The sequence below is a fragment of the Streptacidiphilus sp. MAP12-16 genome (assembly GCF_041262165.1).
In the GTDB taxonomy this organism is placed as follows: Bacteria; Actinomycetota; Actinomycetes; order Streptomycetales; family Streptomycetaceae; genus Streptacidiphilus.
Genome location: NZ_JBGCBY010000031.1, coordinates 18,322 through 45,112 on the forward strand (window position 1 = coordinate 18,322; position 26,791 = coordinate 45,112).

Consider the following 26,791-nt stretch of genomic DNA (forward strand, 5'->3'; position numbering starts at 1 on the left):
CCTGCGGCGGCGGATCAGTGGGTGAGCGTGCGCAGCACCCCCCGGACGCGGGCGAGGTCGGACGGGACGTCGGCGCGAACCGCGTGGCCGTCCAGGGTGACGGCGGGGGTGACGGCGGAGGCGAGGTAGGCGTTGAGGCCGGTGACCAGGAAGTCGTCCAGCTCGCCGTCGGCTATCCGGAGCACGGCCGCGCCCCCCTGGGCGCTCTCGACGGTGACGGTCGCCGCACGCTCGCCCAGCGAGAGGGCGATCGTGACCGGGCCCTCGTTGTCGCTCTGGACCAGGACGGTGAGGTAGCCGGAGTCGGAAGTGGAGTCCGGGCCCGGGCCGACCGTGCGCCAGTAGGCGTCGGCGTGGCCGGTGAGGACGCGCACCGGACCGGGATCGACGGCAGCCTCGGCAGGCGCAGCCGCCCTCAGTGCGTCCGCGAGCAGCGCGCACGGTCGCAGCCGCTCGTCCAGGTGCGGGACGTCGCCGGTGAGCTCGACGCGGTGTCCGGCCGCGAGGTGGTCGGCGAGCAGTTGCTGCACGTGAGCGTGCATGAACGCGCCGCCGTGCAGCACCAGGTGCGGGTGCTCGGCGAGCAGCCCGGGGGCTGCGCTCTCCAGGTCGAGGATGCGGTAGTCCCGCCCCTCGCTGCGCATCCGCTCGTGGAAGGCCCGCAGCGGACGGCCGCAGGCGGGGCCCGACAGGTCGTCGGCCGGGGCCCAGGCGGCGATGGCCGCGTAGGGGGCGTAGAGGCCCCAGGTCGGTCCGGTCGCGGGCCGAGCAGCGAGGAACTCGGCGCCGTGAGCGTCGAAGAAGTCCGCGAGCATGCGTACCGTTCCGGCCTTGGCCGTGGCTCGGCCCTGGGCGTCGATCGGCGGGCAGTCCGGATAGGGCGCGGCGTGCATGATGTCGAGGTCGTCGCCCCAGCCGGAGGTGGCGACGCCGGTATAGACGTTGATGCCGGTGGCCCCGGCGGCGAGGGCGAGCAGACTCTGGTGGAAGCTGGTGGCCCCGGCGGCGTAGGCGCGGTCGTACAGCTCGGAGAAGCCCCAGTTCTCCTCCAGGTTGGGGCCGGGCGCGCGCTTGGCGGCGACGACGTAGCGGGCGTGGGCGTCGCGACTGGTCGACACGACGCCCATCCAGTTGGTGAAGCCGTATTCGATGCCGTTCCAGCGCTCCGGGCGGACCCGGGCGAGCCAGTCGTCCAGCGCGTGGTGCTCGCCGGCCGGGGGGTTGAGGTTGACCAGGACCGGGACGCTCGGGCCGAGGGCCTCGGTCCAGGTGTGGTAGGCCTCGGCCAGCAGGTCGGCTTGGTAGCGGCCCCAGTCGGCGTAGGCGAGCTGCTCGCCCAGGCCGACCGCCGCCCCGGCGGCGTACTGCTCGCGCGGGGGTTCGATCCCGGTCCAGTCGGCGTGGTCGGTGCCGTGGATCTCGTTGTAGGCGTCGAGGCTGCCGTAGTGCTCGCGCAGCCCCGCGCGGAAGAAGTCCAGGCCCGGCGTGCTGTAGTCGTACGCCCACAGGGGCAGCGCGCCGTCGGTGAACAGGCCCTCGTTGGCGATCTGGACCAGGACGACCGGGCCGTCGGGTGCGGTCGTGGCCTGCAGGACCTCCTTGCCCACCGCGCGCAGCCAGTCGCCCACGCGCGAGGCGAAGTGCGCACCGAGCGGGGCGGGAAGCGGCCAGCGCTCGACCTTGCCGTCCGCGCCGCGGCGGGATCCGGACCAGCGCACGGTGTGTCCCCGCGCGTCGAGCGAGGGTTCGACCTGATCGTTGTTCAGCGGGCAGATCCAGTCGGGGAGACCGCCGTAGTTGGTCTCGGCGTGGATGAAGGGACCCGGCTTGGCGATGACGCTCAGGCCGAGCTCCTGGCAGATGCGCAGATAGCCGAGCAGGTCGCGGTCGGGGCGGGTCGCACCGGTGAAGTCCGGGGGCGTATCCGGGTCCGGCTGGTGGTGCCGCCAGGGAAAGTAGCTGGTCACGACGCGGATGCCGGTGGCGTCGCGCAGGGTGCGCAGCCGTTCCCGCCACACCGACGGGTGGTCCCGGTAGTACGGGTAGTCGGCTGTGGCGAGCAGGCCGGGGGCGCCGTCGGTGTGCAGTACGCCGTCACGGAGCTCGATGCGCACAGGTATTCCTCTCAGGGCAGGCCGAAGCGGGGTGGGGCAGATCGGGTTTGCGGCCGGTCGGACGTGAACTGCCGGGCGGTCAGCGGTCGTTGTCGAGCGGGCCGGTCTCGGCTTCGCGGCTGCGCCGGATGTTCTCGCTGAACCAGCGGCCGCTCTGCTTGACGGTGCGCCGCTGCGTCTCGTAGTCCACGTGGACGATGCCGAAGCGCTTCTCGTATCCGTAGCCCCACTCGAAGTTGTCCATCAGGGACCAGGCGAAGTAGCCCCGGACGTCCGCGCCCGCGTCGCGCGCGGCTGCGACGGCCTCGACGTGCTCGGCGAAGTAGGCGGTGCGGTCGGCGTCGTCGACGCCCCCGTCCGCGCCCGGACGGTCGTCGAAGGCCGCGCCGTTCTCGGTCACGTACAGGGGCACCGCCGGGTAGTCGCGGCCGAGCCGTACCAGCATGTCGGTGAGGCCCTGCGGGATGATCTCCCAGTCCATTGCCGTGACCGGCAGGTTCTGCGAGACCGTGCGGCTGACCGGCAGGCCGTCCACCAGCTCGCTGCCGTGCTCGTCCGTCCCCGAGAAGACGTGGCTGGTGTAGTAGTTGACGCCGAGGAAGTCGAGCGGCTGGGCGATGACGGCCAGGTCGCCGTCCTGGACCGGCAGGCGGACGCCGCGCACGGCGAGGTCGTCCACGACGTCGGCCGGGTAGCTGCCGCGGATCAGCGGGTCGGTGTAGACGCGGGTGCCGAGGCCGTCGGCGCGGCGGGCCGCGTCGCGGTCGACGGCGGAGCCGCTGGCCGCGATCGCGTGGGTGGTGTTGAGGGTGATGCCGACCTGGATCGGCTCGGGCGCGGTCTCGCGCAGTCGCTGGGTGGCGAGGCCGTGGCCGAGCAGTAGGTGGTGCACGGCGGACATGGCGTCGCCGAAGTCCTGCCGCCCGGGGGCGTGCCGGCCCGTCTCGTAGCCCAGCATCGCCGAGCACCAGGGCTCGTTGAGCGTGGTCCACCAGCGGACCCGGTCGCCGAGTGCACTCATCGCGATCTCGGCGAAGTCCGCGAAGCGGTGGGCGGTGTCGCGGGCCGGCCAGCCACCGTCGTCCTCCAACTGCTGCGGCAGGTCCCAGTGGTAGAGGGTGATCCAGGGCAGGATGTCGCGGGCGAGCAGTTGGTCGACCAGGCGGTCGTAGAAGGCCAGCCCGCGCTGGTTGGCGGGGCCCCGGCCGCCGGGCTGGATCCGGGGCCAGGACAGCGAGAACCGGTACGAGTCGACGCCGAGTCCGGCGATCAGGGCGACGTCCTCCGGCATCCGGTGGTAGTGGTCGCAGGCGGTGTCGCCGTTGTGTCCTCCGAAGACCGCGCCGGGGACGCGACTGAAGGTGTCCCAGATGGAGGCGGTGCGCCCGTCCTCGAACGCAGCGCCCTCGATCTGGTACGCGGAGGTGGCCACGCCCCAGAGGAAGTCGGCGGGGAAGCGGGTGCTGTCCACTCCCCCGCGCGGCTCCGGCGCGGCCGATCGGTCGGTGCGGGTCGTCATGGTTCTCCACTCGGGGTTGGCGCTCGGGCGCTGCAACTGGGTTTCTGGATCTGGGTTCTGGATCTGAGCTTCTGGATTCGGGCTTCTGGCATTCGGCACGGGGAAGTGAGCGCTGGGTGAACGATCAAGAGAGAGCGCTCTCTCGCCTAATGGGAGTGTTGCGCCACTTCTCCACGACCGTCAAGGGCCCCGCTCCAAAGCTCCCCTGCGTGCGAGAGATGAAGACAGGTCACATCCCTGCAACATCCCTGACTTCGAGTCTTGACAGCAACCGCGCCCCGCGCCAGGCTCCGAACAAGCGGAGAGCGCTCTCTTGGCATCTCCGCCGAGTTAACTCTTTGTTGCCGGAACGTGATTGACGTGACGCAGATTACCCTGGTTGACTCCGCGACGGAACCGGTTACGGAACCGGTTCCCGCACAGCCGCTCAATGATCAACGACCACCGATCAACGACGAACGGAGGCGGACGTGCCGATCACCATCGCCGATGTGGCCGCCCATGCCGGGGTCAGCAAGACAACGGTCTCGCGGGTCCTCAACGGCAAGGGCGAACTCAACGCCGCCACCGCCGCACGGGTCCGCCAGGTGATCGCGGAGCTCGGGTACGTTCCCAGCGCCGGTGCAGTGGGACTGGCGCGAGGACGCACCCAGATCGTCGGCATGCTCGTTCCCTCGCTGACCTGGCCCTGGATCGGCGAAGTACTCCAGGGCGTGATCGACGTCGTGGAGGCCGACGGCTTCGGCCTGCTGCTGTTCACCTGCAACCGCGGGGAGGAGTCGCTCCGCCGCTTCGCCCAGCAGGTGTCCGCGAAGTCCTTCGACGGGCTGCTGGTGATCGAACCCGAGGGCACCCTCGACTACATCACCGAGCTGCACCACGCCGGCCTGCCGGTCGTCCTGATCGACGACCGGGGCCACCAGCCGCTGTTCCCCTCGGTCGCCACCACCGACCGAACCGGCGGCGCGTCGGCAGCCCGTCACCTGCTGGAACTCGGCCGACAGCGCCCCGCCGTCGTCACCGGGCCCGAGCACTTCGGCTGCACCCAGGAACGCTTGGCCGGTTTCGCCGAGGTCTACGCGGCGGCGGGACTGCCGCTGCCGCCGGAGCGGATCCTGGTCGGCGACTTCACCTACGAGGGCGGGCGCACCGCGGTCGCGCCACTGCTGGACGGCAGTGGCTTCGACTCCGTGTTCGCCCAGAACGACCTCTCCGCGACGGGCGTGCTGCAGGCCCTGCGCGAAGCAGGTCTCCGGGTCCCGCAGGACGTGGCCGTGGTCGGCTTCGACGACGTGCCACTCGCCTCGTACAGCGACCCGGCGCTGACCACCGTGCACCAACCGCTGCGCGAGATGGGCGAAGCGGCCGCCCGGATGCTGCTCGCGCACTTCCGGGGCGCGCCGCTGCCCACTGTTCCGAACGTCCTCCCCACCAGCCTGATCGTCCGGGACTCCACCCGGTCCCGGACCTGACCCGAGCAAGGCACCGCGCGTCCGGCCGGACCACTCCGTGCACCCCGGCCGCGATACGTCACACCCAAAACACGCCCCCTCGGCACCACCCCGCACCGTCCCGCAGCACCCCGCACCACACCCGGCTCGACCTCAACCCCCGTCTACCCTCGTCTGACATCTTCATGAAGTGGGGATCCATGCGCCTCAACCGCTCCATCACCGCGCTCTTCGCGGGCAGCCTGGCGATAACCTGCCTCGCCGCCTGCAGCAGCAGCAATCCCGGGACCAAGGGCAACAACTCCGCAACCGGCGCTACCGTCCTGAAGATCGGTATGCCCGACGGGGCGATCACCGCCAACAGCAACCCCTATCTCAACTCGTCTGCGAGCGCGGCGCTGGGCTACCGCTACATGATCTACGAGCCGCTGGCGATGCCGAACGACACCAAGCCCGCCGACCCGGCCAAGCCGTGGCTCGCGACCAAGTGGGACTGGACCAACAACTTCAAGACCGTCACCTTCACGATCCGTGACGGCGTGAAGTTCTCCGACGGCTCCCCGATGACCTCCGACGACGTGGCCTACTCCTTTCAGATCCTGAAGGACAAGACGGCGCTGAACTTCAACGCGCTGGACATCGCCGACGTCAGTGCCAGCGGAAGTACCGTCACGGTCAACTTCAACACTTCGCAGTTCGTCACCCAGGCCAAGGTCCTCAAGACCTTCGTGATCCCCAAGGCGATCTGGTCGAAGATGTCCGACCCCACCACGGACGCGGTCGCCAACCCGGTCGGCACCGGCCCCTACACGCTGAAGTCGATCACCACCCAGAACGCCACCCTGGACCTGCGGAGCAGCGGCTACTGGCAGGCGCTGCCGAAGGTGAAGGAGCTGCTGTACACCTCGTACACCGGCAACGACACCATGACCACCGCGCTCACCAGCGGTGCGGCGGAGTGGTCCTACGTCTTCATCCCCAACGCCAAGACGGTCTTCGTGGCCAAGGACCCCGCGCACTTCAAGCTGTGGTTCCCGCCGACCCTGAGCGCCGACGGCCTGTGGATCAACACCACGGTCAAGCCGTTCGACAACGCGGCGCTGCGCAAGGCGATGTCGATGGTCATCAACCGCGACGACATCTTCAACCAGGGCGAGTCGGGTTACTTCAAGCCGCTGGTCTCCAGCGTCACCGGTCTGCCCACCCCGGCCGGCAACCCCTTCATCGCGCCGCAGTACGTGGGCAAGAACGCCACGGTCGACGTGGCCGGCGCCAAGGCGGTACTGACCGGAGCCGGGTTCAAGTTCAACGGCAGCTCCCTGGTGGACCCGACCGGCAAGCCGGTCACCATCACCCTGACCGACCCGGCCGGTTGGTCCGACTACCAGACCGACCTGAGCATCATCGCCGACAACTTCTCCCAGATCGGGATCAAGGCCACCATCGACAAGGCGGACGAGAACGCCTGGACCAAGAACATCGGCGCGGGCAACTTCCAGGCCGCGATGCACTGGAGCAACGGCGGGGCCACCCCGTACGACATGTACGAGAACATCGTCGACGGCGCCAACGTCAAGCCGATCGGCACCGACAGCCCCAACGGGAACTACGGGCGCTTCAACAGCCCCGCGGCGACCCAGGCGCTCAAGGACTACGCCAACGCGCCCGACGACGCCAGCCGCGCCAAGGCACTCAGCACCCTCGAGGACATCATGGTGAACCAGGTACCCATGATCCCGACCTCGGCGGGCAACGTCGGCGCTGAGTACTCCACCAAGAACTGGACCGGCTGGCCGGACGACTCCAACGCCTACGCGGGCGGGCAGCTGACCCAGGTCGGCGCCCTGGACGTGGTCCTGCACCTGACCCCCTCCACCAAGTAACTCCCCGGCCCGCAGCACAGGTACCAGAGCACACACCCTCCGCCCTCCGGTCCTCCACCCCCTCGTTCGGGGTGGAGGACCGGAGGGCACCGACACACGATGGGAATCCGGGATGACGTTGAGTCACACGTCAGAGCCGCCACCGGCGCCGCCAGACACCGAGACGGTCCTGGAGGCCGACGGCCTCACCAAGCACTTCGCGGTGCGCCGCGGCGGACGGCAGGCCATGACGCGCGCTCCACGTGTCGTCCACGCCGTCGACGACGTCACCCTGACCCTGCGGCGAGGGCGGGTGACCGCCCTGGTCGGTGAGTCGGGCTCGGGGAAGTCCACCGTGGCGCGGCTGCTCGCGCAGCTCTACCCGCGCACGAGCGGCGACATCCGGCTGCACGGCGAGTCGGTGACCGTGCGCGGGGGCAGGCGCTTCCGGGCGTACAACCGCAAGGTCCAGATGATCTTCCAGGACCCGTTCGCCTCGCTCAACCCGGTCCACACCATCCGCTACCACCTGACCCGGGCGCTGCGGATCCACGGCAACGCCGGCAGCGGTCGCGGCAGTGCCGGCGCGGCCGAGCTGCAGCAGGCGCTGGAGAAGCTGCTGGAGCGGGTACAACTCACGCCCGCCACCCGCTACCTGGACAAGTTCCCGCACGAGCTCTCCGGCGGCCAGCGCCAGCGCGTCGCCATCGCCCGCGCCCTGGCCGCCGACCCGGAGGCGCTGCTCGCCGACGAGCCGGTGTCGATGCTGGACGTGTCGATCCGGCTCGGCGTGCTCAACCTGCTGCGCGACCTCAAGGAGCGGCTGCACCTGGCCATCCTCTACATCACCCACGACATCGCCTCGGCACGCTACTTCGCGGACGACACCATGGTGATGTACGCCGGGCGGATGGTGGAGGGCGGCGACAGCGAGACCGTCACCCAGCATCCCGCCCACCCCTACACCCAGTTGCTGATCAGCTCGGCGCCCGACCCGGACCTCGTCCTGAACGCCGGCGGCACCCGCGGGGACGCCGTTGACGGCACCGAGGACGCCTGCGGCGGCGAGCCGCCGAGCCTGATCGACCCGCCGTCCGGCTGCCGCTTCCACCCGCGCTGCCCGCACGTGATGGACGTCTGCCGTACCGAACTGCCCCCGCGCTTCGACGTACCGGCACCCTCCACCGGGACCGACGCGGCCGAGGGTTCCGACTCCCTGCACGGGTCCCACTCCCCGCACTGGGCGGCCTGCTGGCTTTTCGACCAGACCCGCGCAACGGCGGCGGCCGGGACGGAGGCGTCCCGGTGAAGTACTTCCTGCAGCGGCTCGCCTTCTACCTGTTCACCGCATGGGCCGCGATCACGGTCAACTTCTTCATCCCCCGGCTGATACCCGGCGACCCGGTGATGGCCCTGATCAACAAGAACCGGGGCCAGATCGACACCAAGGCGATCGCCTCGCTCTACGTCCTGTTCGGGCTGAACAAGCACCAGGGCCTGTGGTCGCAGTACATGTCCTACTGGAGCCAGCTCTTCCACGGCGACCTGGGCATCTCCTTCTCCAACTTCCCGACGCCGGTGTCCAGCATCCTGATGCAGAGCGTCCCGTGGACGGTCGCCCTGGCCGGCGTCGCCACCGTCGTCAGCTTCGCCACCGGCACCTTCCTCGGGGTCCTCTCAGGCTGGCTGCGCGGCTCCCGGCTGGACTTCCTGCTGCCGGTCACCACCTTCATCTCCTCCATCCCCGCCTTCTGGCTCGGCCTGCTGACGGTCGCCCTGGTGATCGCCGTCGGCAGCTCCTTCCCGGTCTCCGGTGGCTACGACCCAGGCCTGGTGCCCCACTTCGACACCACCTTCATGGGCAGCGCGCTGCAGCACAGTTGGCTGCCGCTGGCGATGCTGGTGGTCACCACGATGAGCGGCTGGATCCTCAGCATGCGCAACATGATGGTGACCGTCGGCGCCGAGGACTACATCACCGTGGCGCACGCCAAGGGACTGTCCGACCGCCGGGTCATGCTCGGCTACGCGGCCCGCAACGCGCTGCTGCCGAACGTGTCGGGGCTGTCGCTGGCCCTGGGCCAGATCCTGGGCTCCACGCTGCTGGTGGAGATCGTCTTCAACTACCCCGGCATCGGCTTCGAGATGCTGCAGGCGGTGGGGTCGACCGACTACCCGCTGATGCAGGGCATCTTCCTGTTCATCACCTTGGCCGTGCTGCTGGCGAACCTGCTGGCCGACGTCGCCTACCTGATCCTCGACCCGCGCACCCGTAGGGAGGGTTGAGCCATGGCCACCGCGGCATCCAACATCACCGTGCTCGCTCCGCAGGACCCCGAGGCGACCGCCCCCGACTCGACTCGGCCCAAGCGCCGCCACCTGCGCTTCCTCTCCAGTCCCAAGGCGGCCACCGGTGCCGGGCTGCTCCTCTTCTTCACCCTGATCGCGATCATCGGCCCGTCGATCTCGCCCTACGACCCGTCGGCACGCAGCAACGACCTGCTGCAGGGCCCGTCGGGCAAGCACTGGTTCGGCACGACGCACCTCGGCCAGGACATCTTCAGCCAGGTCGTGGACGGCACCCGCAGCGTGATGTACGTGGGCCTGCTCGCCGGTGCGGTCGCCACCGCGCTGGCGGTGCTGATCGGGGTGAGCTCCGGCTACCTCAGCGGGATCGCCTCCGACGTCCTCTCGGCGCTGACCAACGTCTTCCTGGTCATCCCCGCGCTGCTGCTGATCATCATCATCACCTCCAGCCTGCCGAGCGGCGGCGAGACCCTGGTGGCCCTGGTCATCGGCTTCACCTCGTGGGCCTGGGGCGCGCGAGTACTGCGCGCGCAGACACTCTCGCTGCGGCGGCGCGACTTCATCGAGGCCGCCCGGGCGACCGGCGAGTCGACCTGGCGCATCATCATCTTCGAGCTGCTGCCCAACCTCAGTGCCGTGATCATCTCCGGCTTCATCGGCACGGTGATCTACGCGGTGATGAGCGAGATCATCCTGGCCTTCATCGGCGTCCCCGGCCTGGCCAACTGGAACTGGGGCACCATTCTCTACTGGGCTCAGAGCCAGCAGGCCCTCGCCCAGGGCGCCTGGTGGTGGTTCGTGCCCGCCGGGCTCGCCATCGCGATCCTGGGGACGGCGCTGTCGCTGGTGAACTTCGGCATCGACGAGTTCGTGAACCCGAGGTTGCGCAACAACGGCGAGCGCGGCGCGAAGGCCGCCGACGGCCGCCCGGTCCGGATGCGGGTCGGCTTCACGCCGGTCGTCATCCGTCCGGTGGAGACTCCGCTGGAGAGTAAGGAAGACGTGCTGTGAGCAGCAAGGAGCCGGTACTCGAGATCCAGGGCCTCTGCGTCGACTACGGCCTCGGCGCGAACGCCGTGCAGGCGGTACGGGACGTGAGCCTGACCCTGCACCGGGGCGAGGTGCTGGGCCTGGCCGGGGAGAGCGGCAGCGGCAAGTCCACTCTGGCGTACGGGCTGACCCGGCTACTGCCGCCGCCGGGGGTGATCAGCGGCGGCAAGGTGATCTACCACCAGCCTGGTGGCGATCCGGTGGACGTGCTGAGGCTGAACGACGCGGGGCTGCGGGCATTCCGCTGGGCCGAGACATCGATCGTGTTCCAGGGGGCGATGAACTCGCTCAACCCGGTGCACCGGATCTCGACGCAGCTGACGGACGTACTGGCGGCGCACCAGCCGGGCATGAGCAGGGCCGCGCGGCTGGCTCGGGCGCGGGAGTTGCTCAAACTGGTCGGGATCTCCGCCGACCGCCTGGACAGCTACCCGCACCAGCTGTCCGGCGGGATGCGGCAGCGGGTGATGATCGGGATGGCGCTGGCGCTGGAGCCCCAGGTCGTCATCATGGACGAGCCGACCACCGCGCTCGACGTGGTGATGCAGCGTCAGATCCTGCGCCAGCTGGTGGACCTGCGGGAGCGACTGGGCTTCTCGGTGCTGTTCATCACCCATGACCTCTCGCTGCTGGTCGAGTTCTCCGACCGGATCGCCATCATGTACGGCGGACGGATCGTGGAGGAGGCCCCGGCGGCGCAGCTCTACCGGGACTCGCTGCACCCCTACAGCGACGGCCTGCTGCACGCCTTCCCGCCGCTGCGGGGTGAGCGCCGGGAGCTGACCGGCATTCCCGGATCGCCGCCGGACCTGCGATCGATGCCGAGCGGCTGCGCGTTCCACCCGCGCTGCCCCAAGGCGTTCGATCCCTGCGGCAGCGAACTCCCGTTGCTGGGCGTCCCCGTGGACCGTCCGGACGAGAGTCGTACGGTTGCCTGCTGGCTGCATCCAGGCGCCTGACCGCGCGCTCGCGAAGGGGCGCGGTCCCACTGACCCGGCTCGGCCGGCGGCTCCTGAGGGGGTGCCGCCGGTCGGGCCGCTCGCGCCGTGCGCCGCAGCAGCAGGACGGCGGCCGCCACCAGCAGCAGCGCCGCCGCGGCCCCCAGCACCGGCGCGGACGCAGCGGTCACCTGCGGGTACGCGGCCCCGACCAGGTACCCCGTCCCCGCCTCCGCCGAGGCCCAGACCGCCCCCGCGACCAGGCTGTACGGCGCCAGCTGCCGGTAGCGCAGCCCGGCCGACCCCGCGAGATGCGGCGCGAGAGTCCGCACCACCGGCAGGAATCGGCAGAAGAACACGGCCGCGCCGCCACGCCGCGCGAGTAGCCCGTACGTACGGCCGAGCACCCCGGAGGGTATCCGCCGTCCGAGCCGTCCCGTGCCCAGCCGGGGCCCCAGCCGCCGGCCGGTGCGCTGCGCCAGCAGGTCGCCGGCGACGACCGCGCCCACCGCGCTGACGATTACGAGCGCCAGCTGCACGGTGCCGACCCGGGCGAGGAAGCCCGAGGCGAGGAGCGTGCTGAAGGTCGGCGCGAAGGCACTGAGCAGCAGCACCGACTCGGCGAGCACGATCGCGATGATGGCCAGGTAGATCGCCGGGGGCGGCAGGTGCAGCAGCAGGTTCGCGATCCAGCTCATCGCGGTGTGCCCCTCGGGACCGCGGGATCGGCGGGACTGCGCGGTCTCAGCGCTGTGCGCCAGCTGTCACGCAGCGCGGCGAGGGCAGCGAGCGCCGCCTCCCCCAGGAACAGCCATCCGTCGGCGTCGCGTTGGGCAAGTACCCGTCGGTCGATGCTCGCTTGGTCCATGCCGTCGACGCTAACGACCTTGCCCGGACGCCGGAGTCACCCCTGAGGGCGCGGCCGACCCCCAGGAATCTCAGGGTCGTACCCCCGTCGGGTACATCTGCGGACGGAGACCGGTTCGCTCCATTCGGATGCACGAGGGTGGCCGCCGTACTCGGACGGCAGGACACTCGAAGTGAATCCCGTCCTCGGACGATCGGCACCATCGGACGATCGGAACCAGAGGTCTCGCCCATGACCACTCAGCCACCCGGGGAAGACCCTGGCCGACTACTGGCCGGTCGCTACCTGCTCGGCGAGCGGCTCGGCCGCGGTGGCATGGGCATCGTGTGGCGGGCACACGACCAGCTGCTCGACCGCGAGGTCGCGGTCAAGGAACTCAACGTCGGCTCGCTGCCGGAGGCGGAGCTGAGCACCCTCCACGCGCGGATGCAGCAGGAGGCGAGGGCGGCGGCCAGGATCGGCCACCCCAGCGTGATCACCATCCATGACGTGGTGGAGCAGGACGGTCGGCCCTGGATCGTGATGGAGCTGGTCGAGGGACGCTCGCTGGCCGAGATCATCACCGCCGAGGGCACGCTGTTGCCGCGCGACGCTGCCCGGGTCGGCGTGCAGGTCCTCTCCGGGCTGAGCCAGGCGCACCGGTTGGGCGTGCTGCACCGCGACGTCAAGCCGGCCAACGTGCTGATCGACCGCCGCGGGCGCGTCGTGCTCACGGACTTCGGCATCGCCATGTTCGAGGGGGCCAGCGGGCTCACCCGGACCGGAGAGATCGTCGGCTCGCCGGACTACCTGGCGCCGGAGCGGGTCACCGGCCACCGGCCGGGCCCGGAGTCGGATCTGTGGGCTCTGGGCGCCACCCTCTACGCGGCGGTCGAGGGCCAGTCCCCGTTCCTGCGCAACACCACCATCAGCACGCTTCAGGCGGTGATCGCCGACCCGCTGCCCGAGCCGCGCAACGCCGGGCCGCTGTTCCCGGTGATCGAGGCCCTGCTCCGCAAGGATCCGGTCGAGCGTGCCACCGCGGACGAGGCGCTGCGGATGCTGGAGGAGGTCGCGCAGGGCCGCACCCCGCCCACCCCGACCCTGCTCTCGCCCCGCTCCGGCCCCGACGCGGCTCCCGGCGGGCCCGCGCCCCAGGACCAACGGTCGTGGCAGCGCACCCAGTCGACCCCGCCGGCTTCCATGCCCGCCCCGTCGCCGCCCGGCGTGGCGCCCGGCCCTCCTCCGGTCCAGGTGCCCGGACCTCCGTCGATGTCGACCCCTCCGCCGATACCGGGCCCTCCGCGGACGCCGGCGGCGCCGTACACCCCTGGCCCGCCGTCCCCACCGGCGTACGGCCCTGCATACGGGTACGGCATGGGCACGCCGCCGACGCCGCCGTCCGGGTCGGGCGGCTTTCCTGCCGCGCCCGGCGGCCCCGGCGGGCCGGAGCCGGAGCGCCGCAGGCGGCGGGCCTGGATTCTGGTCTCCGCTGCGGCGCTGGCCGCCGCTCTGATCGGCGGCGGAACCGCGATCGCCGTCCTCGCTTCACATTCGCACCAGCGCACCCAGGCCACGTCCTCCTCCGCACCCCCGGTCGGCACATCCGTCGCGCAGTCCAACACCCCTGCTGCCGCGAGCCCGACCAGCACCACGCCCTCGCCCTCAGCGCCGCCCACCACCGCGGCGGCATCGTCGCCCGCCGCACCCGTGCTGGATCCGGCCTCGACGGTCAGCGCCTACTACTCCGCGATCAACGCGCATGACTACCGCACCGCCTGGAACCTGGGCGGCAAGAACCTCGGCGGGTCCTACAACTCCTTCGTCAACGGCTTCGCCGACACCAGCTCCGACTCGCTCACCATCGACAGCGTGAGCGGCCCCGTCGTCTACATCCACCTCCACGCGGTGCACACGGACGGCTCGGCTGCCGACTACTCAGGCTCCTACACGGTGCAGAACGGCGTCATCACGCAGGCCGCCATCCACTAGGCCGCCATCCACCAGAGAGGGCACCGTCCACCAGGGCGGCGGGAAGCTCGGCGAGTCCGCTGATGTTTCACCCGTCGTGATGGTTGAACAGGAAACGGACGTTGCGGTGATCGGTGCCGGCCAGGCCGGCCTGGCTGCGGCCTTCCACCTGCGACGACGCGGCCTGCAGCCGGGAACCGGATTTGTCGTGCTGGACGCCGACACCTCCCCCGGCGGCGCCTGGCAGCACCGGCCGCCCACCTTGACCATGGCCGCCGTGCACGGCTTCCACGAACTGCCCGGGATGCCGCTGCCGCCGTTCGCCGCGCAGCGCCCGGCCCGCGACGCCCTGACCGAGTACTTCGCCGCCTACGAGCGCCGCTACGACCTCCCGGTACTGCGCCCGGTCCGGGTACGGGCCGTGCGCCCCGCCGCCGACGGACGGCTGCTCGTCGAGTCGGACACCGGACGCTGGACGACGCGAGCGGTCATCAACGCCACCGGGACCTGGACCCGACCCTTCGTGCCGTTCTACCCGGGGGCTTCCGAATTCCAGGGACGGCAGCTGCACAGCTCCGAGTACCGGGGCCCGCAGGACTTCCGGGGACAGCGCGTCCTGGTCGTCGGCGGCGGCGCGTCGGCGATCCAGATCCTGGCCGAGACCGCGGCCGTCGCCGAGACCCTGTGGGTGACGCGGCGTCCGCCCGTGTTCCGCGAGGCGGCGTTCACGCCCGAGATCGGCCGCGCCGCCGTGGCCATGGTCGCCCAGCGGGTACGGGACGGGCTGCCGCCCGCAAGCGTGGTCTCGGTCACCGGACTCCCGCCCACCCCCGCCCTGCTACGGGCCCGCGAGCTGGGCGCACTGCACCGGCTGCCGCTGTTCGAACGGATCACGGCGGACGGCGTGGTGTGGGCGGACGGACGTGCCGAACACGTCGACGCGATCGTCTGGGCCACCGGATTCCGACCCGAGGTCGCCCACCTCGGACCGCTGGGCCTGCGGGAGGCGGGCGGCGGAATCCGACTGGACGGAACCCGCGCGGTGGCGGACGAACGCGTCCACCTCGTCGGCTACGGTCCCTCCGCCAGCACCGTCGGCGCGAACCGCGCCGGACGGGCGGCCGCGGTGGCAGTGGACCGGCTCCTCGCTGCGGAACGCGTCGCCGCCTGAACCGGGCCCATCGCCCACCGCGGCGCATCCTGCGCGAAAACCACTGTGCCGATCCCCTCCCGTACCGGATCATCTCCTCCATGACACTTCTGCATCAGGCCGCTCCGGGCGACGGGACGGCTGCCTCCGTCGAGCCCGCCGACCTGCTGCCATTGCGTATCACGCTGGACGACGGGGACAGCCCCGGCGACGTCGTGGACGCCCTCGCGCTGGCCTCGTTCACCACCGGCGCGCAGCCCTGGGCGCGTTCCGCCTCGGTGAGTCCGGCGCGCCCGGACGCCACGCTGCTCCCGCCCGGTGCCCGGGTGATCCGCCGCAGCGAGGCCGACAGCCGTACCGTGCTGCTGGCCGAGGGGCCCGGCTGGACCCTCAAGGCGTCCTGGTGGCACAACGGTGGCACGGTGAACGCCGACGTCACTGTCACCGCCGCGGACGACGACCTCGCGCAGACCGTACTGGCGCAAGCAGTTGACGGTGCGGAGGAGGAGAAGCCGACCGAGGACGACGTCGTCGCCATGGGCTTCTGGCACCTCGCCGCCGGGCGCGGCCCGGTCCGGGCCCGCCGGCGGATCGAGGCGCCCGGCTGGGACGCGGTGCGCGGCAACTACACCCGCACCGTCGCGGACGCCTTCGACGGACTGATGCGGCTCAAGCCCGACCAGGTCGCGGGACGGCTCCTGCTGATGCACGGCCCGCCAGGCACCGGCAAGACCACGGCGTTGCGCACCCTCGCCCGGGCCTGGCGCGACTGGTGCACCGTGGAATGCGTCCTCGACCCCGAGCGGCTGTTCGCCGACCCCGGCTATCTCATCGAGGTCGCCCTCGGTCCGCAGCGCCAGCACCACGGCAGCCCGGACGACAGCGGGGAGGAGCAGTGGCGGCTGCTGCTACTCGAGGACTGCGACGAACTGATCAGGGGCGGAGCCAAGCGGGCCGCAGGGCAGGCGCTCTCGCGGCTGCTCAACCTGACCGACGGTCTGCTCGGCCAGGGACGCAAGGTCCTGGTGGCGGTGACCACCAACGAGGACCTCGAACGACTGCACCCGGCCGTGGTCCGTCCCGGCCGCTGCCTGGCCCGGGTCGAGGTCGGCCCGCTCACCGAGTCCGAGGCGGGCACATGGCTCGACGGCGTGTCGGCCACTCCGCCGGGTGGCGCGACCCTGGCCGAGCTCTACGCCCTGCGGCAGGGACCGGGCAACCTGCTGCCGGCCCCCGCCGCGCCCCGCGACGGGCTCTACCTCTGACCGTCCGGTCAGGCCCCGGCGAGCAGCTTCTGCTCCTCCGCCGGCGACAGCCCGCACTCCAGGGGCGGCTCTCCGCGTTCGCGGTCCCAGGCCAGCACATCGGCCGCGGTCACCGCGAGCGGCGTGGCGGGCATGCCGGCGGCCCGGGCCCGCGCCGGGCTGCGCTGCTGCGTCGGCCACATCGACTCCGGGCGGATCAGCGGGAAGAACGGGGACACCGAGTCCGCCGGCACCGGCACGACCTCGACCTCGCTGCCGGCCGCCCGGGCGCAGGTGGTGATCAGTTCTGCCATCGTGGTCGGCTCGGCCGGGCCCACGGCGTGGAAGGCGCCGGGCCGCTCGTCGATCAGCAACCGCACCACGAGGCGCGCCAGGTCGCGTGAGTCGATCAGTTGGATCGGCTGCTCAGGGCGGCCCGGCAGGGCCACCCGACCGCCCCGCGCCGCTCGGCGCACCCAGTAGGTGAGGCCGTCCTGCACGTCGTGCGGCCCGGCGACCTTGCCAGGCCGCACGACGGTCGCCCGCGAGCCGTACCGGGCGACCACGTCGTCCTCGCAGGCAGCCTTGAGCGGCCCGTAGGTTTCCTCGAGCAGTTCCTCCGTGTCACGCACGGGCGCCCGGCGCGGCGTGTCCTCGTCCGAGCCCGGCCCGACACCCGTCCGCGCGTACACCGCGTGGCTGGAGATGAACAGGTACCGGCCGATCCGGTCCCCGAGCACCTCCATCGCCTGCCCGACGTGGCGCGGCACATATCCGCTGACGTCCACGACTGCGTCCCAACTGCCGTCGCGCAGCGCCGCGTAGTCGCCGGTGTCCCGGTCGCCGATGCGGCGCGGCACGCCCGGGAACAGGTCCGTGCCGGTCCTGCCACGGCCGAAGAGGGTCACCTCGGCGCCCTCTCGCAGGGCGTCGTCCACGATCGCGCGGCCCACGAACGACGTACCACCAAGAACCAGAATTCGCATGGTGCCCGACACTACCGACCCGATCGGACGGCCTCGACCGTATTTCCGGGGCGCGGCGGAGCCGTCAGCCGGTGGTCCGTCAGATGGTGGCCGTGTCGATCACGAAGCGGTAGCGCACGTCGCTGGCGACGACGCGGTCGTACGCCTCGTTGATCCTGTCGGCGGAGATCAGCTCGATCTCGGCGCCCAGGCCGTGCTCGGCACAGAAGTCCAGCATCTCCTGGGTCTCCCGGATGCCGCCGATCATCGAGCCGGCCAGGCTGCGGCGACCCCCGATCAGCGAGAAGACGCTCAGCGAGACCGGGTGCTCCGGCGCGCCCACGTTGACGAGGGTGCCGTCGACGCGCAGCAGGGACAGGTACGCGTCGAGGTCGAGGTTGGCTGAGACGGTGTTGACGACCAGGTCGAACTGGCCCGCCAGGGCCGTGAAGGTGCTCGCGTCGCTGGTGGCGTAGTACTGGTGTGCGCCAAAACGTTTGGCGTCGTCCTGCTTGCGCAGGCTCTGGCTGAGCACGGTGACGTCGGCACCCAGCGCGCCGGCGATCTTGACGCCCATGTGGCCGAGGCCGCCCATGCCGACGATCGCGACCTTCTTGCCCGGTCCCGCGTTCCAGCGCCTGAGCGGGGAGTAGAGGGTGATGCCGGCGCACAGCAGCGGTGCGGCGACGTCGAGTTCGATGCCGTCCGGGATCCGCAGGACGTAGTTCTCGTCCACCACGATCCGGGTGCTGTAACCGCCGTAGGTGACCTCGCCGTCGCGGCCGGTGGCCGCGTAGGTGCCGGTCATCCCATTGAGGCAGTACTGCTCGTCTCCGGCGAGGCAGTTGGCGCACTCGCGGCAGGAGTCGACGAAGCAGCCCACGCCGACCCGGTCGCCGACGGCGTAGCGGGTGACGCCGGGGCCGACCTCGGCGACGACGCCCGCGATCTCGTGGCCGGGAACCATCGGGAAGAGCGCGTCGCCCCACTCCTCGCGGGCCTGGTGGATGTCGGAATGGCAGATGCCGGCGTAGCGGATGTCGATGAGGACGTCGTGCTCGCGCACGGCGCGGCGGGTGATGGTGGTGCGCTCCAGCGGGGCCTTGGCGGCGGGGGCTGCGTAGGCGGGGACGGTGGTCGTCATCGGGCCCGTGTCTCCAGGTAGTCATCAGTGTCGGTGGTTCCGCCGCCCCCGGAGGGAGTGGCGGTGGTGTCGGGACGCGACCTCGGCCGGGCAGGGCCCGGTAGGGTGAGGTTGGCCAACAGTTGCAGCGCGGTCTCGGAGGCCGAGCCCGACTCGGTGGTGTAAACGAAGAGGGTCTGGTCGGCGTCACCGGGCGGAGTGAACGCCTCGTAGGCGATGGTGATCTCACCGACGAGCGGGTGCCGGTAGCGCTTGCTGCCGTGCGACCGGCGGCTGACGTCGTGGGCGGCCCACGCCGTGCGGAACTCCTCACTCTTGACCGCGAGTTCACCGATCAGCTCGCAGAACAACCGGTCCTCGCAGTCCCGTCCCGCGTCCAGGCGCAGGACGGCGGCGGTCTCCGCGGCGACCCGCTCCCAGTCGACGTACACCTGGCGGGCCGACTCGTCCAGGAAGATGAACCGGGCCAGGTTGCGCTCGCGCTGCGGTAGCGCCTCGAAGTCGGTGATCAGCGCGCGGGCCAGCCGGTTGCTCGCCAGCACCTGCAGGCCGCGGCCGACGATGAACGCCGGCGTCCAGCCGTCGAGGGTCTCCAGCATCCGGTGCAGCCCCGGGCGTACCCGCTGCGGACGCGAGGGGGCGCGCCGCACGGTGCGCGGCTGCGGCTGGGCCAGCTGGACCAGGTACGTGTGCTCCACCTCGTCCAGGCGCAGGGCGCGGGCGACCGCGTCCAGCACGCTGCCGGAGACGTTGCGGTGCCGCCCCTGTTCCAGGCGCGAGTAGTAGTCGGTGCTGACGCCCGCCAGGTGGGCCAGCTCCTCACGGCGCAGCCCCGGCACCCGGCGCGCGGAGCCGCTGACCGGAACCCCGGCCTCCTCCGGTCCGAGGCGGGCCCTGCGGGAGCGGAGGAACTCTCCCAGTTCGACGTTGTGGTCCAAACCCATGACTCAAGTATCCGGGTGGCCTGACCGGTCCCCGGCGCCCAAGGTGGTTCTGTCAGACCCACCTCCAGAAGCATAAGCATTTCTTTGCTCTGAGACGCAAAAACCGCTGTAGACTTATGAGACAGTTGGAGCCATGCTGCTGTCATGACGTTCTCCACGGATCTGATTCCCTCGCTGGCCCCGGCCGAGTTCGCCCCGGACACCAGCTACCTCAACACCGCGTCCATGGGGCTGCCGCCCGCGCGCACCCGTTCCGCCATGGAGGCGGACCTGGCCGCGTGGGCGGCCGGGCGCAGCGACCCGGTCGGCTACGACGTGCCGGTCGGCGCCTCCCGCGCGTCCTTCGCCCGGTTGGTCGGCGCCAGGACCGAGAACGTCGCGATCGGTGGCGCGGTGTCGGGGCTGGTCGGGCTGATCGCCGCTTCCCTGCCCGGCGGCGCCGAGGTGCTGCTCGCGGCAGGCGACTTCACCTCGCTGACCCAGCCGTTCCGCAGCCGCGACGACCTGTCGGTGCGCACCGTCCCGCTGGACCGGCTCGGCGAGGCAGTCGGTGAGCGCACAGCGCTGGTGGCAGTGAGCGCCGTGCAGTCCGCCGACGGCCGGGTCGCCGACGTGTCCGCGCTGCGCGCCGCGACCCAGCAGCACGGCGCGCGACTGCTGGTCGACGCGACCCAGGCGGCGGGGTGGCTGGAGCTGCGGGCCGACCAGGCCGACTTCCTCGTCTGCGGCGCCTACAAGTGGCTGCTCGCGCCGCGCGGCACCGCGTTCCTGGCCGTCTCGCCCGAGGCCGCCGAGACGCTTCGCCCGATCGCGCCGGGCTGGTACGCCGGGGAGGACCCGTGGGCCAGCTGCTACGACAGCGTCACGTTCGCGACCGACGCCCGCCGTTTTGACATCTCCCCGGCCTGGTCGGCCTTCGTCGGGACGCAGACCTCCCTGGAGCTCGTCGAGGAGCTCACCCCCGCCCGTATCGGCCGGCACGACCTCGCCCTCGCCGACCGGTTCCGAACCGGTCTGGCGACGCTCGGCCACCAGGCCACCCCCGGGCGCTCGGCGATCGTCTCGGTGCCCGGCCTGGGAGGCGCCGCGGCGGCGCTCGCCCGCGCCGACGTCGTCCTGTCGGCGCGGGCGGGCAACCTGCGCGCGGCCTTCCACCTCTACAACTCGTCGGCGGACGTCGACCGCGCCCTGGACGTGCTGTCCTGCCTACCGGTCGGATGACGTGACGCGTACCGGCAGTTGCGCGGTCCGGCCGAGCAGAGCGGGGATTCGCACCGCGGAGGTGCCGAGGCCGGTCGCCTCCGGCCAGGGTGTGGGCGACGGTGCCTGCAGCGCCCCTGCCCGGCGCAGCAGTGTCGGCTCGTCGTACCGGAAGCAGAAGCGGTGCCAGTTGAGGATTCCGACCAACCAGTCCTTCAGTTCGCCGGCGTAGCCGTCCAGGACCCGCCGGGCCTCCGGGCCCAGCCCGAAATCCTGGTAGAGGGCCGGGAGTTCCAGCGTGACGATATGCTCGAACTGCCGCATCCTGGACGTCATCAGGTCGTTGACCACGCGCAGCGCCGTGGGCAGGTCGCAGTCGAGGAAGTTCTGGACGACGAGGACCCCGTTGTGGATCTCGCCCTCGAACTGGATCTCCTTCTGGTAGGAGAAGACGTCGTTGAGCAGGCAGGCGTAGTCCGCCGCCGCGTGCTCCATCGCCTGGATCGGTCGGCTGCGGTAGACCTCCGGCGGGACGGTCTGCCCATGGCTCAGCCGGGACAGGTTCATGGTCAGGTCCGATCCGAAGGTCCTGCGGCGCATCTCGACGTAGTCGACCGGGTCGGGGATCCGGTTCTGCCGCTGGTTGTCCAGCTCCCACAGCCAACTCTCGGTCATGCTCTCGACCGTGGCGCGGAAGGAACCGCGTGCGCTCGGCGTCATCGGGCCCGCCGTGCGCACCCACAGGTCGGCCAGGGCGCGTTCCAGCGCGTTCACCGGTGCGGGGACGGGGGCGGCCAGGTCCAGCGGCATGAACTGCGAGAACCGCGCGTTGCTGGCCTTCGCGCCGCCGAGGTCGAGGGTCCGCCCGAAGACGACCGGGTAGTAGTCGTCGGCGTAGGTGCCCCAGGTGAGCCAGTCGGTCGTCAGGTCGAGTTCGTCTGCGGACGCGTCCGGGTGGATCCCGGCCGAGCACAGCGCGAAGTCGAACCCGCGCAGCCCTTGCTCGTCCCACAGGCCGGGGCCGGGGACGCCTGGCAGGGGGGCGAAGAATCCCATCTGCCGCGCCCACTCGGTGTTGTGACGGCGTGACGCGTCGAGGTGGGGGCTCAGCCGCAGGGTGTACGGCATGTGGAAGTCGGGCAGCGGCAGGTGGCCCACGGGCTGGTGGGGGACGTGGGCGTGCCGCTTCAGGCGTCCGGGCAGGGAGGCGGCCAGCGAGGGGACGAGTCGGGCCGCGGAGGTGCCGAGGCCGAACGGGCCGCTCAGGGCGCTGAGGCCGTTCACACCGGCCGCACCGGCCGCACCGGTTGCACCCGCCGAGTCATCCGCACTGCCGTTCATGTACCGACTCGAGCGCATGTGCCACTCGTGCCCGCCCGACTGCCAGTCCTGCAGCCCCTTGACGTAGGCCGCGACGTCCAGGCAGGACTGCGGGTCCAGGCCGCTCTCCTGCAGCAGTGGCGGAAGCTCGAACAGGGCGGTGTGTTCGAACTGCTGCAGCCGGGAGGTGAGGAGCTCGTTGACGAGGTCCGCCGCCTGCTGGGTGTCGCAGCCGAGAAACTGCTCCAGCACCAGCACGGCGTTGGCCAGTTCGCCCTCGTCCTCGACCTCCCGCTGGTACGAGAACAGGTCGTTGCGCAGGTGCACCCCGTCGGAGAAGGTGTCCTTGAGCACCCGCATCGGCCGGGACGCCGCGATCACGGCGGGAACCTCTGCGCCCACGGCGTGCTCGACCAGGCCGGCGGACCAGGGCGCGCCGCCGACCTTGCGCCGCATCTCGATGTACTCGACCGGGTCGGCGAGCCGGCCCTCGCTGATGTTGGAAAGCTCCCACAGCGACTCCTCCAGGAGGTGGCGGGTGCTCTCGGTGAATCGTTCCCGCCAGTCGGTCGACATCGTCGGGGCCGTGCGCGCCCACAGGTCGGCGAGACCTTCCTCCACCGCATTGGTCGCCACCGGGGCCTCCCCGTCGGCGTAGGTCGCCATGAAAGCGGGCAGCCGGTCGAGGTACGCCTTCGCGCCGACCATGTCCCGGCTGCGCTTGAAGATGTCGAGGAAGTGGTCGTCGAAGAAGAACACCCACACGTACCAGTCGGTGATGAGCGCGAGTTCCGTTCCGGAGGCGTCGGGATGGGTGTAGGCGCAGAGCAGGGCGTAGTCGTGGGCGTCGAAAGTGGCTTCGTCCCAGATTCCCGAGCCCTCGATCATCCCCATTCCACGGGCCCATGCCTTGGAGTGCTCGCGCGCCGATTCGAGATGGGGGTTCACCCGTGCCGGATACGGCATGTAGAAGTCTGGGAGCGTGAAGGGCTGCGCCATCCGTGCCTGGCCTTTCCTCGTTCTTTCCCGCGAACCGGAATCGCCCCGATACTGACGGTGCGTCATCTCCAGGTGTTGAAAGGGCGATCGGCCGAACCATCCGCATGGTGGTCCGTATTCACACTAGGTCGGCGATCAGCGCCGAACAACGAGGAGCAACGCCGCTCCCCCGATCAGGTGAATTCGGTGCACGCCATGATTGGACCGGCGACAATCGGGACCGCGGCGCGCCCGAGGAGGCCTGTCCCGGGCCGGGACGGGCCGGGCGGCGCGTCCATGGATACCATCTCCCCCACGACGCCCCCGCACGAACGGCCCACCGCGCGATGAGCAGCCGCAGCCCCGACCTGATACCGACCTCGCCCTCGGACGACGGCTCCCCCCCGGCCTCGTCGCCGTCCGGAACCGAGGCGGGGCGGGGCCGTGCGCGACGGTTCCTCGGCCTGCTCTGGCCGGCAGTGGCCGTCTACGCGCTCTCCGCGGTCGCACACGTACTGGTGCTGTCCGCGATGATCCGACCTGGCGGCCCGAGCGTCCACGACCGGCTGCTGGCCTGGGACGGCGGCTTCTACCTCGACATCGCAGCCCACGGCTACCCGCACGGCCTCTCGTACGGCGCCGACGGTCAGCTCGTCGGCAACAACCTCGCCTTCTTCCCGCTCTACCCGATGCTGGTCCGAGCGGTCCACGCGGTCACCGGACTGGACTACGGCACGGCCGGCATCGTCACCGCGCAGCTCGCCCTGGTCGCCGGTCTGGTCGTGGTGCACGCCCTGGTCACCCGGCTGTACGGGCGGCGCACAGCGACGATCACCATCGTCCTGCTGGCCGGAGCGCAGCCGATGTCCCTGGTCTTCCTGATGGCCTACAGCGAGTCGCTGTTCCTGGCCCTGGCCGCCGGGGTGCTGCTCGCCGCCCACCGCCGAGCCTGGCTGACCGCGGGCCTGCTCGCCCTGCTGGCCGGGCTGACCCGGCCCGCCGCCGTGGCCGTCGTCGCCGCCCTGGGTGTCGCCGTGCTGGCGCACCTGCTGCGCGAGCGGCGAGTCAACTGGCGTCCGGTGGCGGGCCTCGCCCTCGGCTGCGCCGGGATGCCGCTCTACCTGTGGTGGGTGGGTCAGCGCGTCGGCAGGGCCGACGCGTGGTTCACCATCCAGAGCGCGGGCTGGGGCACCCAGTGGGACAACGGCCGCGCCATCTGGGACTTCCTGGTGCAGACCCTCGCCAGTGGCGACGGGTGGGTACCGGTGAGCACTGCCGTGCTGCTGATCACGCTGGTCTGCGCCACTCTCGTCACCTGGCGGCGCGGGACCTGGCCGCCGCTGCTGGTGTACGGGACCAGCATCGTCGTTCTGACGCTCTGCCAGAGCAACTACTACCACTCCAAGCTGCGGCTGCTGCTGCCCGCGCTGCTGTTCCTGATCCCGGCTGCCCGCGCCCTGGCCCGCGCCCGCACCGGCAGCGCGGCAATCGCCCTGGTCGCGGCCACTGCCTTCGGCTGCTGGTACGGCGCGTACATGCTGACGATCTGGGCCTACGCGATCTGATCCAGCTGTCAGTGGCATGGATTACGGTTGCCGAGTGAGTGGGCCGGGCGGTGATCGGGCAGGTCCGATCAGGCAGGTCCGATCAAGAACGGGGGGGTCGACATGAAGCGGGCGGCGACGGGGGCGCTTGTGGGCATGGCGATCGGGGACGCCATGGGCTTCCCGACGGAGTTCAGGACGATGGAACGGATCGCGGCCGAGTTCGGCCCGTGGCGGGAACTGCCGCTGCCGGTCTCCTCCGGCACCGCGTATGTCACCGACGACACCCAGATGACGCTGGCCCTCGGCGAGGGACTGGTGGCGGCACTGGCCGGCGGCCCGCTGACCGCGGCGCGGATGGAGCCGCCGGTCCGCGAGGAGTTCGTCTCCTGGTGGCGTTCCCCGGACAACAACCGTGCGCCCGGGATGACCTGCCTGCGCGCCTGCGAGCTGCTGAGCCACGGCGGCCGGTGGCAGCAGGCCAGCCAGATCGACTCCAAGGGCTGCGGTGCCAACATGCGCGTCGCACCGATCGGCCTGATACCGGGCCTCACCGCCGAGCAGCGCTCGGGCGCGGCGCAACTGCAGTCCGCGCTGACCCACGGCCATCCGACCGCGCTGGCCGCCAGCGACCTGACGGCGTACACCGTCCTGCTGCTGGCGCAGGGCACTGCGCCGGGCGAGCTGCTGCCGCTGCTGCGCGCCTACGCCGAGCAGAACCGCGAGCTCTACCGGACCGACTGGCTCGGCGACCTGGCCGAGCAGGCACACGACCAGGACCGGGCCGCGTTCGCCGCCCGGGGCTGGGACGACTGCCTCGGCGTCCTGGACCGGGTCGGGGCGGCGCTGACCGCACCCGACCCGGACGCCGACCCGTGCCTGGCCACCGGCGAGGGCTGGATCGCGGAGGAGGCGTTCGCGGCCGGTCTCTACTGCTTCCTGCTGATGCCGGACGATCCGCAGTCGGTGGTGCGCCGTGGCGCGTACTCCTCCGGTGACTCGGACTCCATCGCCGCCCTGGCCGGCGCCTTCGTCGGCGCTCATCTCGGCGCCGACGCCTGGCCGGACGCTTGGACCGAGGTCATCGAGTACCGCGAACGTCTCCTTGCCCTCGGCGAAGCCTGGGACGGGTTGGTCCCGGGCGGGGCGAACGAGTAGCGCACCCGACCGGGCCTCCGCGCCGAGGCACTGCGCGGGCGGCGCGGGGCCGGACTTGTCGTCCGCGTCCAGCCGCCGTCCCGCCACCTGGTCCACGTCGGGAGAGTTTCGTTCTACCTCAGGAGTTTCGCCGCGAAGTCCGGGACGTACTGCTGCAGGTCCCGGGGCGGACGCTGATAGCCCCGGGACGACGGACGCTTGGGGATTTCCACCTTCTGCGTGGGGATCTCCTGGTAGGGGACGGCGGCGAGCAGGTCGGCGATCATGTTGATGCGGGCGCGGCGCTTGTCGTCGCTCTCGACGATCCGCCAGCGGGCCTCGGGGATGTCGGTGTGGACGAACATCTCGTCCTTGGCCCGGGAGTAGTCCTCCCAGCGGGTGATGGACTCCAGGTCCATCGGCGAGAGCTTCCAGCGGCGCATGGGGTCGTTCGCGCGCGCCCGGAAGCGCCGCTGCTGCTCGGTGTCGCTGACGGAGAACCAGTACTTGTACAGGTAGACGCCGTCCTCGACGAGCATCCGCTCGAAGATGGGGCACTGGTGCAGGAACCGGTGGTACTCGTCCTGGGTGCAGAAACCCATCACCCGCTCCACCCCGGCACGGTTGTACCAGCTGCGGTCGAACAGACTGATCTCACCCGCGGCCGGCAACTGCTCGATGTAGCGCTGGAAGTACCACTGGCCGCGCTGGCGCTCGGTGGGCACCGGCAACGCCACGATATGGGCGACCCGGGGGCTGAGGTACTCGGTGACCCGCTTGATCACCCCGCCCTTGCCGGCGGCGTCGCGGCCCTCGAAGACCACGACCACCCGGGCACCGGTGCTTCGCACCCACTCCTGCATGGTCACCAGCTCCGCCTGGAGCCGGTACAGCTCGCGCTCGTAGGGCTTCTTCGGGAGTCTGCTCACCGCAGCGTTCCCCGCAGCGGCGCCTTCCGCCGACTTCTTCGCCACGTCCGGTAGCCCCCTTCTCGACGATCCGCCCACCTGCCCGTGCGGCTGCGTGCCACCGTACGTCCCTGCGGCCTGGCGACTCGTGAACTCGGCGTCCCGGCGCGCCGAGGCATGCCCGCCGCGCGCCCCGGG

At 71.1% G+C, this 26,791-nt stretch carries 20 protein-coding genes and 1 pseudogene; 12 read left to right on the forward strand and 9 right to left on the reverse strand.

Features of this window, described 5'->3' with window-relative positions; all coding sequences use genetic code 11:
* Positions 1-14: 14 nt before the first annotated feature.
* Together ABIA33_RS31170 and ABIA33_RS31175 are read right to left on the reverse strand one after the other, a co-directional pair.
* Positions 15-2,114: a beta-galactosidase gene (locus ABIA33_RS31170; RefSeq protein ID WP_370086036.1), complete on the reverse strand. Its 2,100-nt coding sequence runs from the start codon at positions 2,112-2,114 to the stop codon at positions 15-17.
* A 79-nt stretch (positions 2,115-2,193) separates the two neighbouring features.
* On the reverse strand, positions 2,194-3,633 hold the full coding sequence (locus tag ABIA33_RS31175) for a GH1 family beta-glucosidase (RefSeq protein WP_370086037.1): 1,440 nt from the start codon (positions 3,631-3,633) through the stop codon (positions 2,194-2,196).
* 470 nt (positions 3,634-4,103) lie between these two features.
* Between ABIA33_RS31175 and ABIA33_RS31180 the strand changes: the two genes are divergently transcribed.
* The 6 genes from ABIA33_RS31180 to ABIA33_RS31205 all read left to right on the forward strand — a co-directional run bounded on the left by ABIA33_RS31180 (position 4,104) and on the right by ABIA33_RS31205 (position 11,262).
* On the forward strand, positions 4,104-5,105 hold the full coding sequence (locus tag ABIA33_RS31180) for a LacI family DNA-binding transcriptional regulator (RefSeq protein ID WP_370086038.1): 1,002 nt from the start codon (positions 4,104-4,106) through the stop codon (positions 5,103-5,105).
* 164 nt (positions 5,106-5,269) lie between these two features.
* A complete protein-coding gene (locus ABIA33_RS31185; protein ID WP_370086039.1) occupies positions 5,270-6,967 on the forward strand; it encodes an ABC transporter substrate-binding protein in 1,698 nt (565 codons plus the stop codon).
* A gap of 112 nt (positions 6,968-7,079) precedes the next feature.
* On the forward strand, positions 7,080-8,255 hold the full coding sequence (locus ABIA33_RS31190; RefSeq protein ID WP_370086040.1) for an ABC transporter ATP-binding protein: 1,176 nt from the start codon (positions 7,080-7,082) through the stop codon (positions 8,253-8,255).
* Positions 8,252-9,232 carry an ABC transporter permease gene (locus ABIA33_RS31195; protein WP_370086041.1) on the forward strand — a complete coding sequence of 327 codons (981 nt, stop codon included), beginning with the start codon at positions 8,252-8,254 and terminating at the stop codon, positions 9,230-9,232. The genes ABIA33_RS31190 and ABIA33_RS31195 overlap by 4 nt, the downstream gene beginning before the upstream one ends.
* A 3-nt stretch (positions 9,233-9,235) precedes the next feature.
* Positions 9,236-10,264 carry an ABC transporter permease gene (locus tag ABIA33_RS31200; RefSeq protein WP_370086042.1) on the forward strand — a complete coding sequence of 343 codons (1,029 nt, stop codon included), beginning with the start codon at positions 9,236-9,238 and terminating at the stop codon, positions 10,262-10,264.
* Positions 10,261-11,262, forward strand: coding sequence for an ABC transporter ATP-binding protein (locus ABIA33_RS31205; protein ID WP_370086043.1), 1,002 nt, complete (start codon positions 10,261-10,263; stop codon positions 11,260-11,262). The genes ABIA33_RS31200 and ABIA33_RS31205 overlap by 4 nt, the downstream gene beginning before the upstream one ends.
* A gap of 254 nt (positions 11,263-11,516) precedes the next feature.
* Here the strand turns inward: ABIA33_RS31205 and ABIA33_RS31210 are convergent.
* Both ABIA33_RS31210 and ABIA33_RS31215 read right to left on the reverse strand, forming a co-directional pair.
* Positions 11,517-11,939, reverse strand: a pseudogene (locus tag ABIA33_RS31210) (DedA family protein); the annotation flags it as partial.
* Positions 11,936-12,109 (reverse strand): hypothetical protein, encoded by a 174-nt coding sequence (locus ABIA33_RS31215; protein ID WP_370086044.1) that lies wholly within the window; start codon positions 12,107-12,109, stop codon positions 11,936-11,938. The gene ABIA33_RS31215 and the pseudogene ABIA33_RS31210, both read right to left, overlap by 4 nt.
* A 231-nt stretch (positions 12,110-12,340) precedes the next feature.
* Between ABIA33_RS31215 and ABIA33_RS31220 the strand changes: the two genes are divergently transcribed.
* The 3 genes from ABIA33_RS31220 to ABIA33_RS31230 all read left to right on the forward strand — a co-directional run bounded on the left by ABIA33_RS31220 (position 12,341) and on the right by ABIA33_RS31230 (position 16,474).
* On the forward strand, positions 12,341-14,080 hold the full coding sequence (locus ABIA33_RS31220) for a serine/threonine-protein kinase (protein ID WP_370086045.1): 1,740 nt from the start codon (positions 12,341-12,343) through the stop codon (positions 14,078-14,080).
* A gap of 79 nt (positions 14,081-14,159) precedes the next feature.
* Positions 14,160-15,230, forward strand: a complete 1,071-nt coding sequence (locus ABIA33_RS31225; RefSeq protein WP_370086046.1) for an NAD(P)-binding domain-containing protein — start codon at positions 14,160-14,162, stop codon at positions 15,228-15,230.
* An 80-nt stretch (positions 15,231-15,310) separates the two neighbouring features.
* Positions 15,311-16,474: a DUF5925 domain-containing protein gene (locus tag ABIA33_RS31230; protein WP_370086047.1), complete on the forward strand. Its 1,164-nt coding sequence runs from the start codon at positions 15,311-15,313 to the stop codon at positions 16,472-16,474.
* Between the two features lie 8 nt (positions 16,475-16,482).
* Here ABIA33_RS31230 and ABIA33_RS31235 read toward each other — a convergent pair whose 3' ends face one another.
* From ABIA33_RS31235 to ABIA33_RS31245, 3 genes are all read right to left on the reverse strand, one after another.
* Positions 16,483-17,439, reverse strand: coding sequence for an NAD-dependent epimerase/dehydratase family protein (locus tag ABIA33_RS31235; RefSeq protein ID WP_370086048.1), 957 nt, complete (start codon positions 17,437-17,439; stop codon positions 16,483-16,485).
* Between the two features lie 79 nt (positions 17,440-17,518).
* On the reverse strand, positions 17,519-18,562 hold the full coding sequence (locus tag ABIA33_RS31240) for an NAD(P)-dependent alcohol dehydrogenase (protein WP_370086049.1): 1,044 nt from the start codon (positions 18,560-18,562) through the stop codon (positions 17,519-17,521).
* Positions 18,559-19,506 carry a helix-turn-helix domain-containing protein gene (locus tag ABIA33_RS31245; RefSeq protein WP_370086050.1) on the reverse strand — a complete coding sequence of 316 codons (948 nt, stop codon included), beginning with the start codon at positions 19,504-19,506 and terminating at the stop codon, positions 18,559-18,561. The genes ABIA33_RS31240 and ABIA33_RS31245 overlap by 4 nt, the downstream gene beginning before the upstream one ends.
* Before the next feature lie 144 nt (positions 19,507-19,650).
* Here ABIA33_RS31245 and ABIA33_RS31250 point away from each other — a divergent pair, with 144 nt between their 5' ends.
* Positions 19,651-20,727, forward strand: a complete 1,077-nt coding sequence (locus tag ABIA33_RS31250) for an aminotransferase class V-fold PLP-dependent enzyme (protein WP_370086051.1) — start codon at positions 19,651-19,653, stop codon at positions 20,725-20,727.
* Here ABIA33_RS31250 and ABIA33_RS31255 read toward each other — a convergent pair.
* Complete coding sequence (locus tag ABIA33_RS31255) at positions 20,713-23,025, reverse strand: family 2 encapsulin nanocompartment cargo protein terpene cyclase (RefSeq protein ID WP_370086052.1); 2,313 nt, start codon at positions 23,023-23,025, stop codon at positions 20,713-20,715. The two genes, ABIA33_RS31250 and ABIA33_RS31255, sit on opposite strands and share 15 nt — an antisense overlap.
* Before the next feature lie 326 nt (positions 23,026-23,351).
* Here ABIA33_RS31255 and ABIA33_RS31260 point away from each other — a divergent pair, with 326 nt between their 5' ends.
* Both ABIA33_RS31260 and ABIA33_RS31265 read left to right on the forward strand, forming a co-directional pair.
* Complete coding sequence (locus ABIA33_RS31260; protein WP_370086053.1) at positions 23,352-24,569, forward strand: hypothetical protein; 1,218 nt, start codon at positions 23,352-23,354, stop codon at positions 24,567-24,569.
* 102 nt (positions 24,570-24,671) lie between these two features.
* Positions 24,672-25,706 carry an ADP-ribosylglycohydrolase family protein gene (locus tag ABIA33_RS31265; RefSeq protein WP_370086054.1) on the forward strand — a complete coding sequence of 345 codons (1,035 nt, stop codon included), beginning with the start codon at positions 24,672-24,674 and terminating at the stop codon, positions 25,704-25,706.
* Positions 25,707-25,819: 113 nt separating this feature from the next.
* Here the strand turns inward: ABIA33_RS31265 and ppk2 are convergent, their stop codons facing one another.
* Complete coding sequence (gene ppk2 / locus ABIA33_RS31270) at positions 25,820-26,548, reverse strand: polyphosphate kinase 2 (protein WP_370086106.1); 729 nt, start codon at positions 26,546-26,548, stop codon at positions 25,820-25,822.
* Positions 26,549-26,791 lie beyond the last annotated feature (243 nt).

Excerpts from the sequence above, each read along its gene's own strand:
- ABIA33_RS31255 (WP_370086052.1), bottom strand. The coding sequence starts at position 23,025 with ATGGCGCAGCCCTTCACGCTCCCAGACTTCTACATGCCGTATCCGGCA.
- ABIA33_RS31190 (WP_370086040.1), top strand. The coding sequence starts at position 7,080 with ATGACGTTGAGTCACACGTCAGAGCCGCCACCGGCGCCGCCAGACACC.
- ppk2 (WP_370086106.1), bottom strand. The coding sequence starts at position 26,548 with ATGCAGGAGTGGGTGCGAAGCACCGGTGCCCGGGTGGTCGTGGTCTTC.
- ABIA33_RS31225 (WP_370086046.1), top strand. The coding sequence starts at position 14,160 with ATGGTTGAACAGGAAACGGACGTTGCGGTGATCGGTGCCGGCCAGGCC.
- ABIA33_RS31200 (WP_370086042.1), top strand. The coding sequence starts at position 9,236 with ATGGCCACCGCGGCATCCAACATCACCGTGCTCGCTCCGCAGGACCCC.
- ABIA33_RS31235 (WP_370086048.1), bottom strand. The coding sequence starts at position 17,439 with ATGCGAATTCTGGTTCTTGGTGGTACGTCGTTCGTGGGCCGCGCGATC.
- ABIA33_RS31215 (WP_370086044.1), bottom strand. The coding sequence starts at position 12,109 with ATGGACCAAGCGAGCATCGACCGACGGGTACTTGCCCAACGCGACGCC.
- ABIA33_RS31175 (WP_370086037.1), bottom strand. The coding sequence starts at position 3,633 with ATGACGACCCGCACCGACCGATCGGCCGCGCCGGAGCCGCGCGGGGGA.
- ABIA33_RS31220 (WP_370086045.1), top strand. The coding sequence starts at position 12,341 with ATGACCACTCAGCCACCCGGGGAAGACCCTGGCCGACTACTGGCCGGT.
- ABIA33_RS31260 (WP_370086053.1), top strand. The coding sequence starts at position 23,352 with ATGAGCAGCCGCAGCCCCGACCTGATACCGACCTCGCCCTCGGACGAC.
- ABIA33_RS31250 (WP_370086051.1), top strand. The coding sequence starts at position 19,651 with ATGACGTTCTCCACGGATCTGATTCCCTCGCTGGCCCCGGCCGAGTTC.
- ABIA33_RS31230 (WP_370086047.1), top strand. The coding sequence starts at position 15,311 with ATGACACTTCTGCATCAGGCCGCTCCGGGCGACGGGACGGCTGCCTCC.
- ABIA33_RS31265 (WP_370086054.1), top strand. The coding sequence starts at position 24,672 with ATGAAGCGGGCGGCGACGGGGGCGCTTGTGGGCATGGCGATCGGGGAC.
- ABIA33_RS31245 (WP_370086050.1), bottom strand. The coding sequence starts at position 19,506 with ATGGGTTTGGACCACAACGTCGAACTGGGAGAGTTCCTCCGCTCCCGC.
- ABIA33_RS31185 (WP_370086039.1), top strand. The coding sequence starts at position 5,270 with ATGAAGTGGGGATCCATGCGCCTCAACCGCTCCATCACCGCGCTCTTC.
- ABIA33_RS31240 (WP_370086049.1), bottom strand. The coding sequence starts at position 18,562 with ATGACGACCACCGTCCCCGCCTACGCAGCCCCCGCCGCCAAGGCCCCG.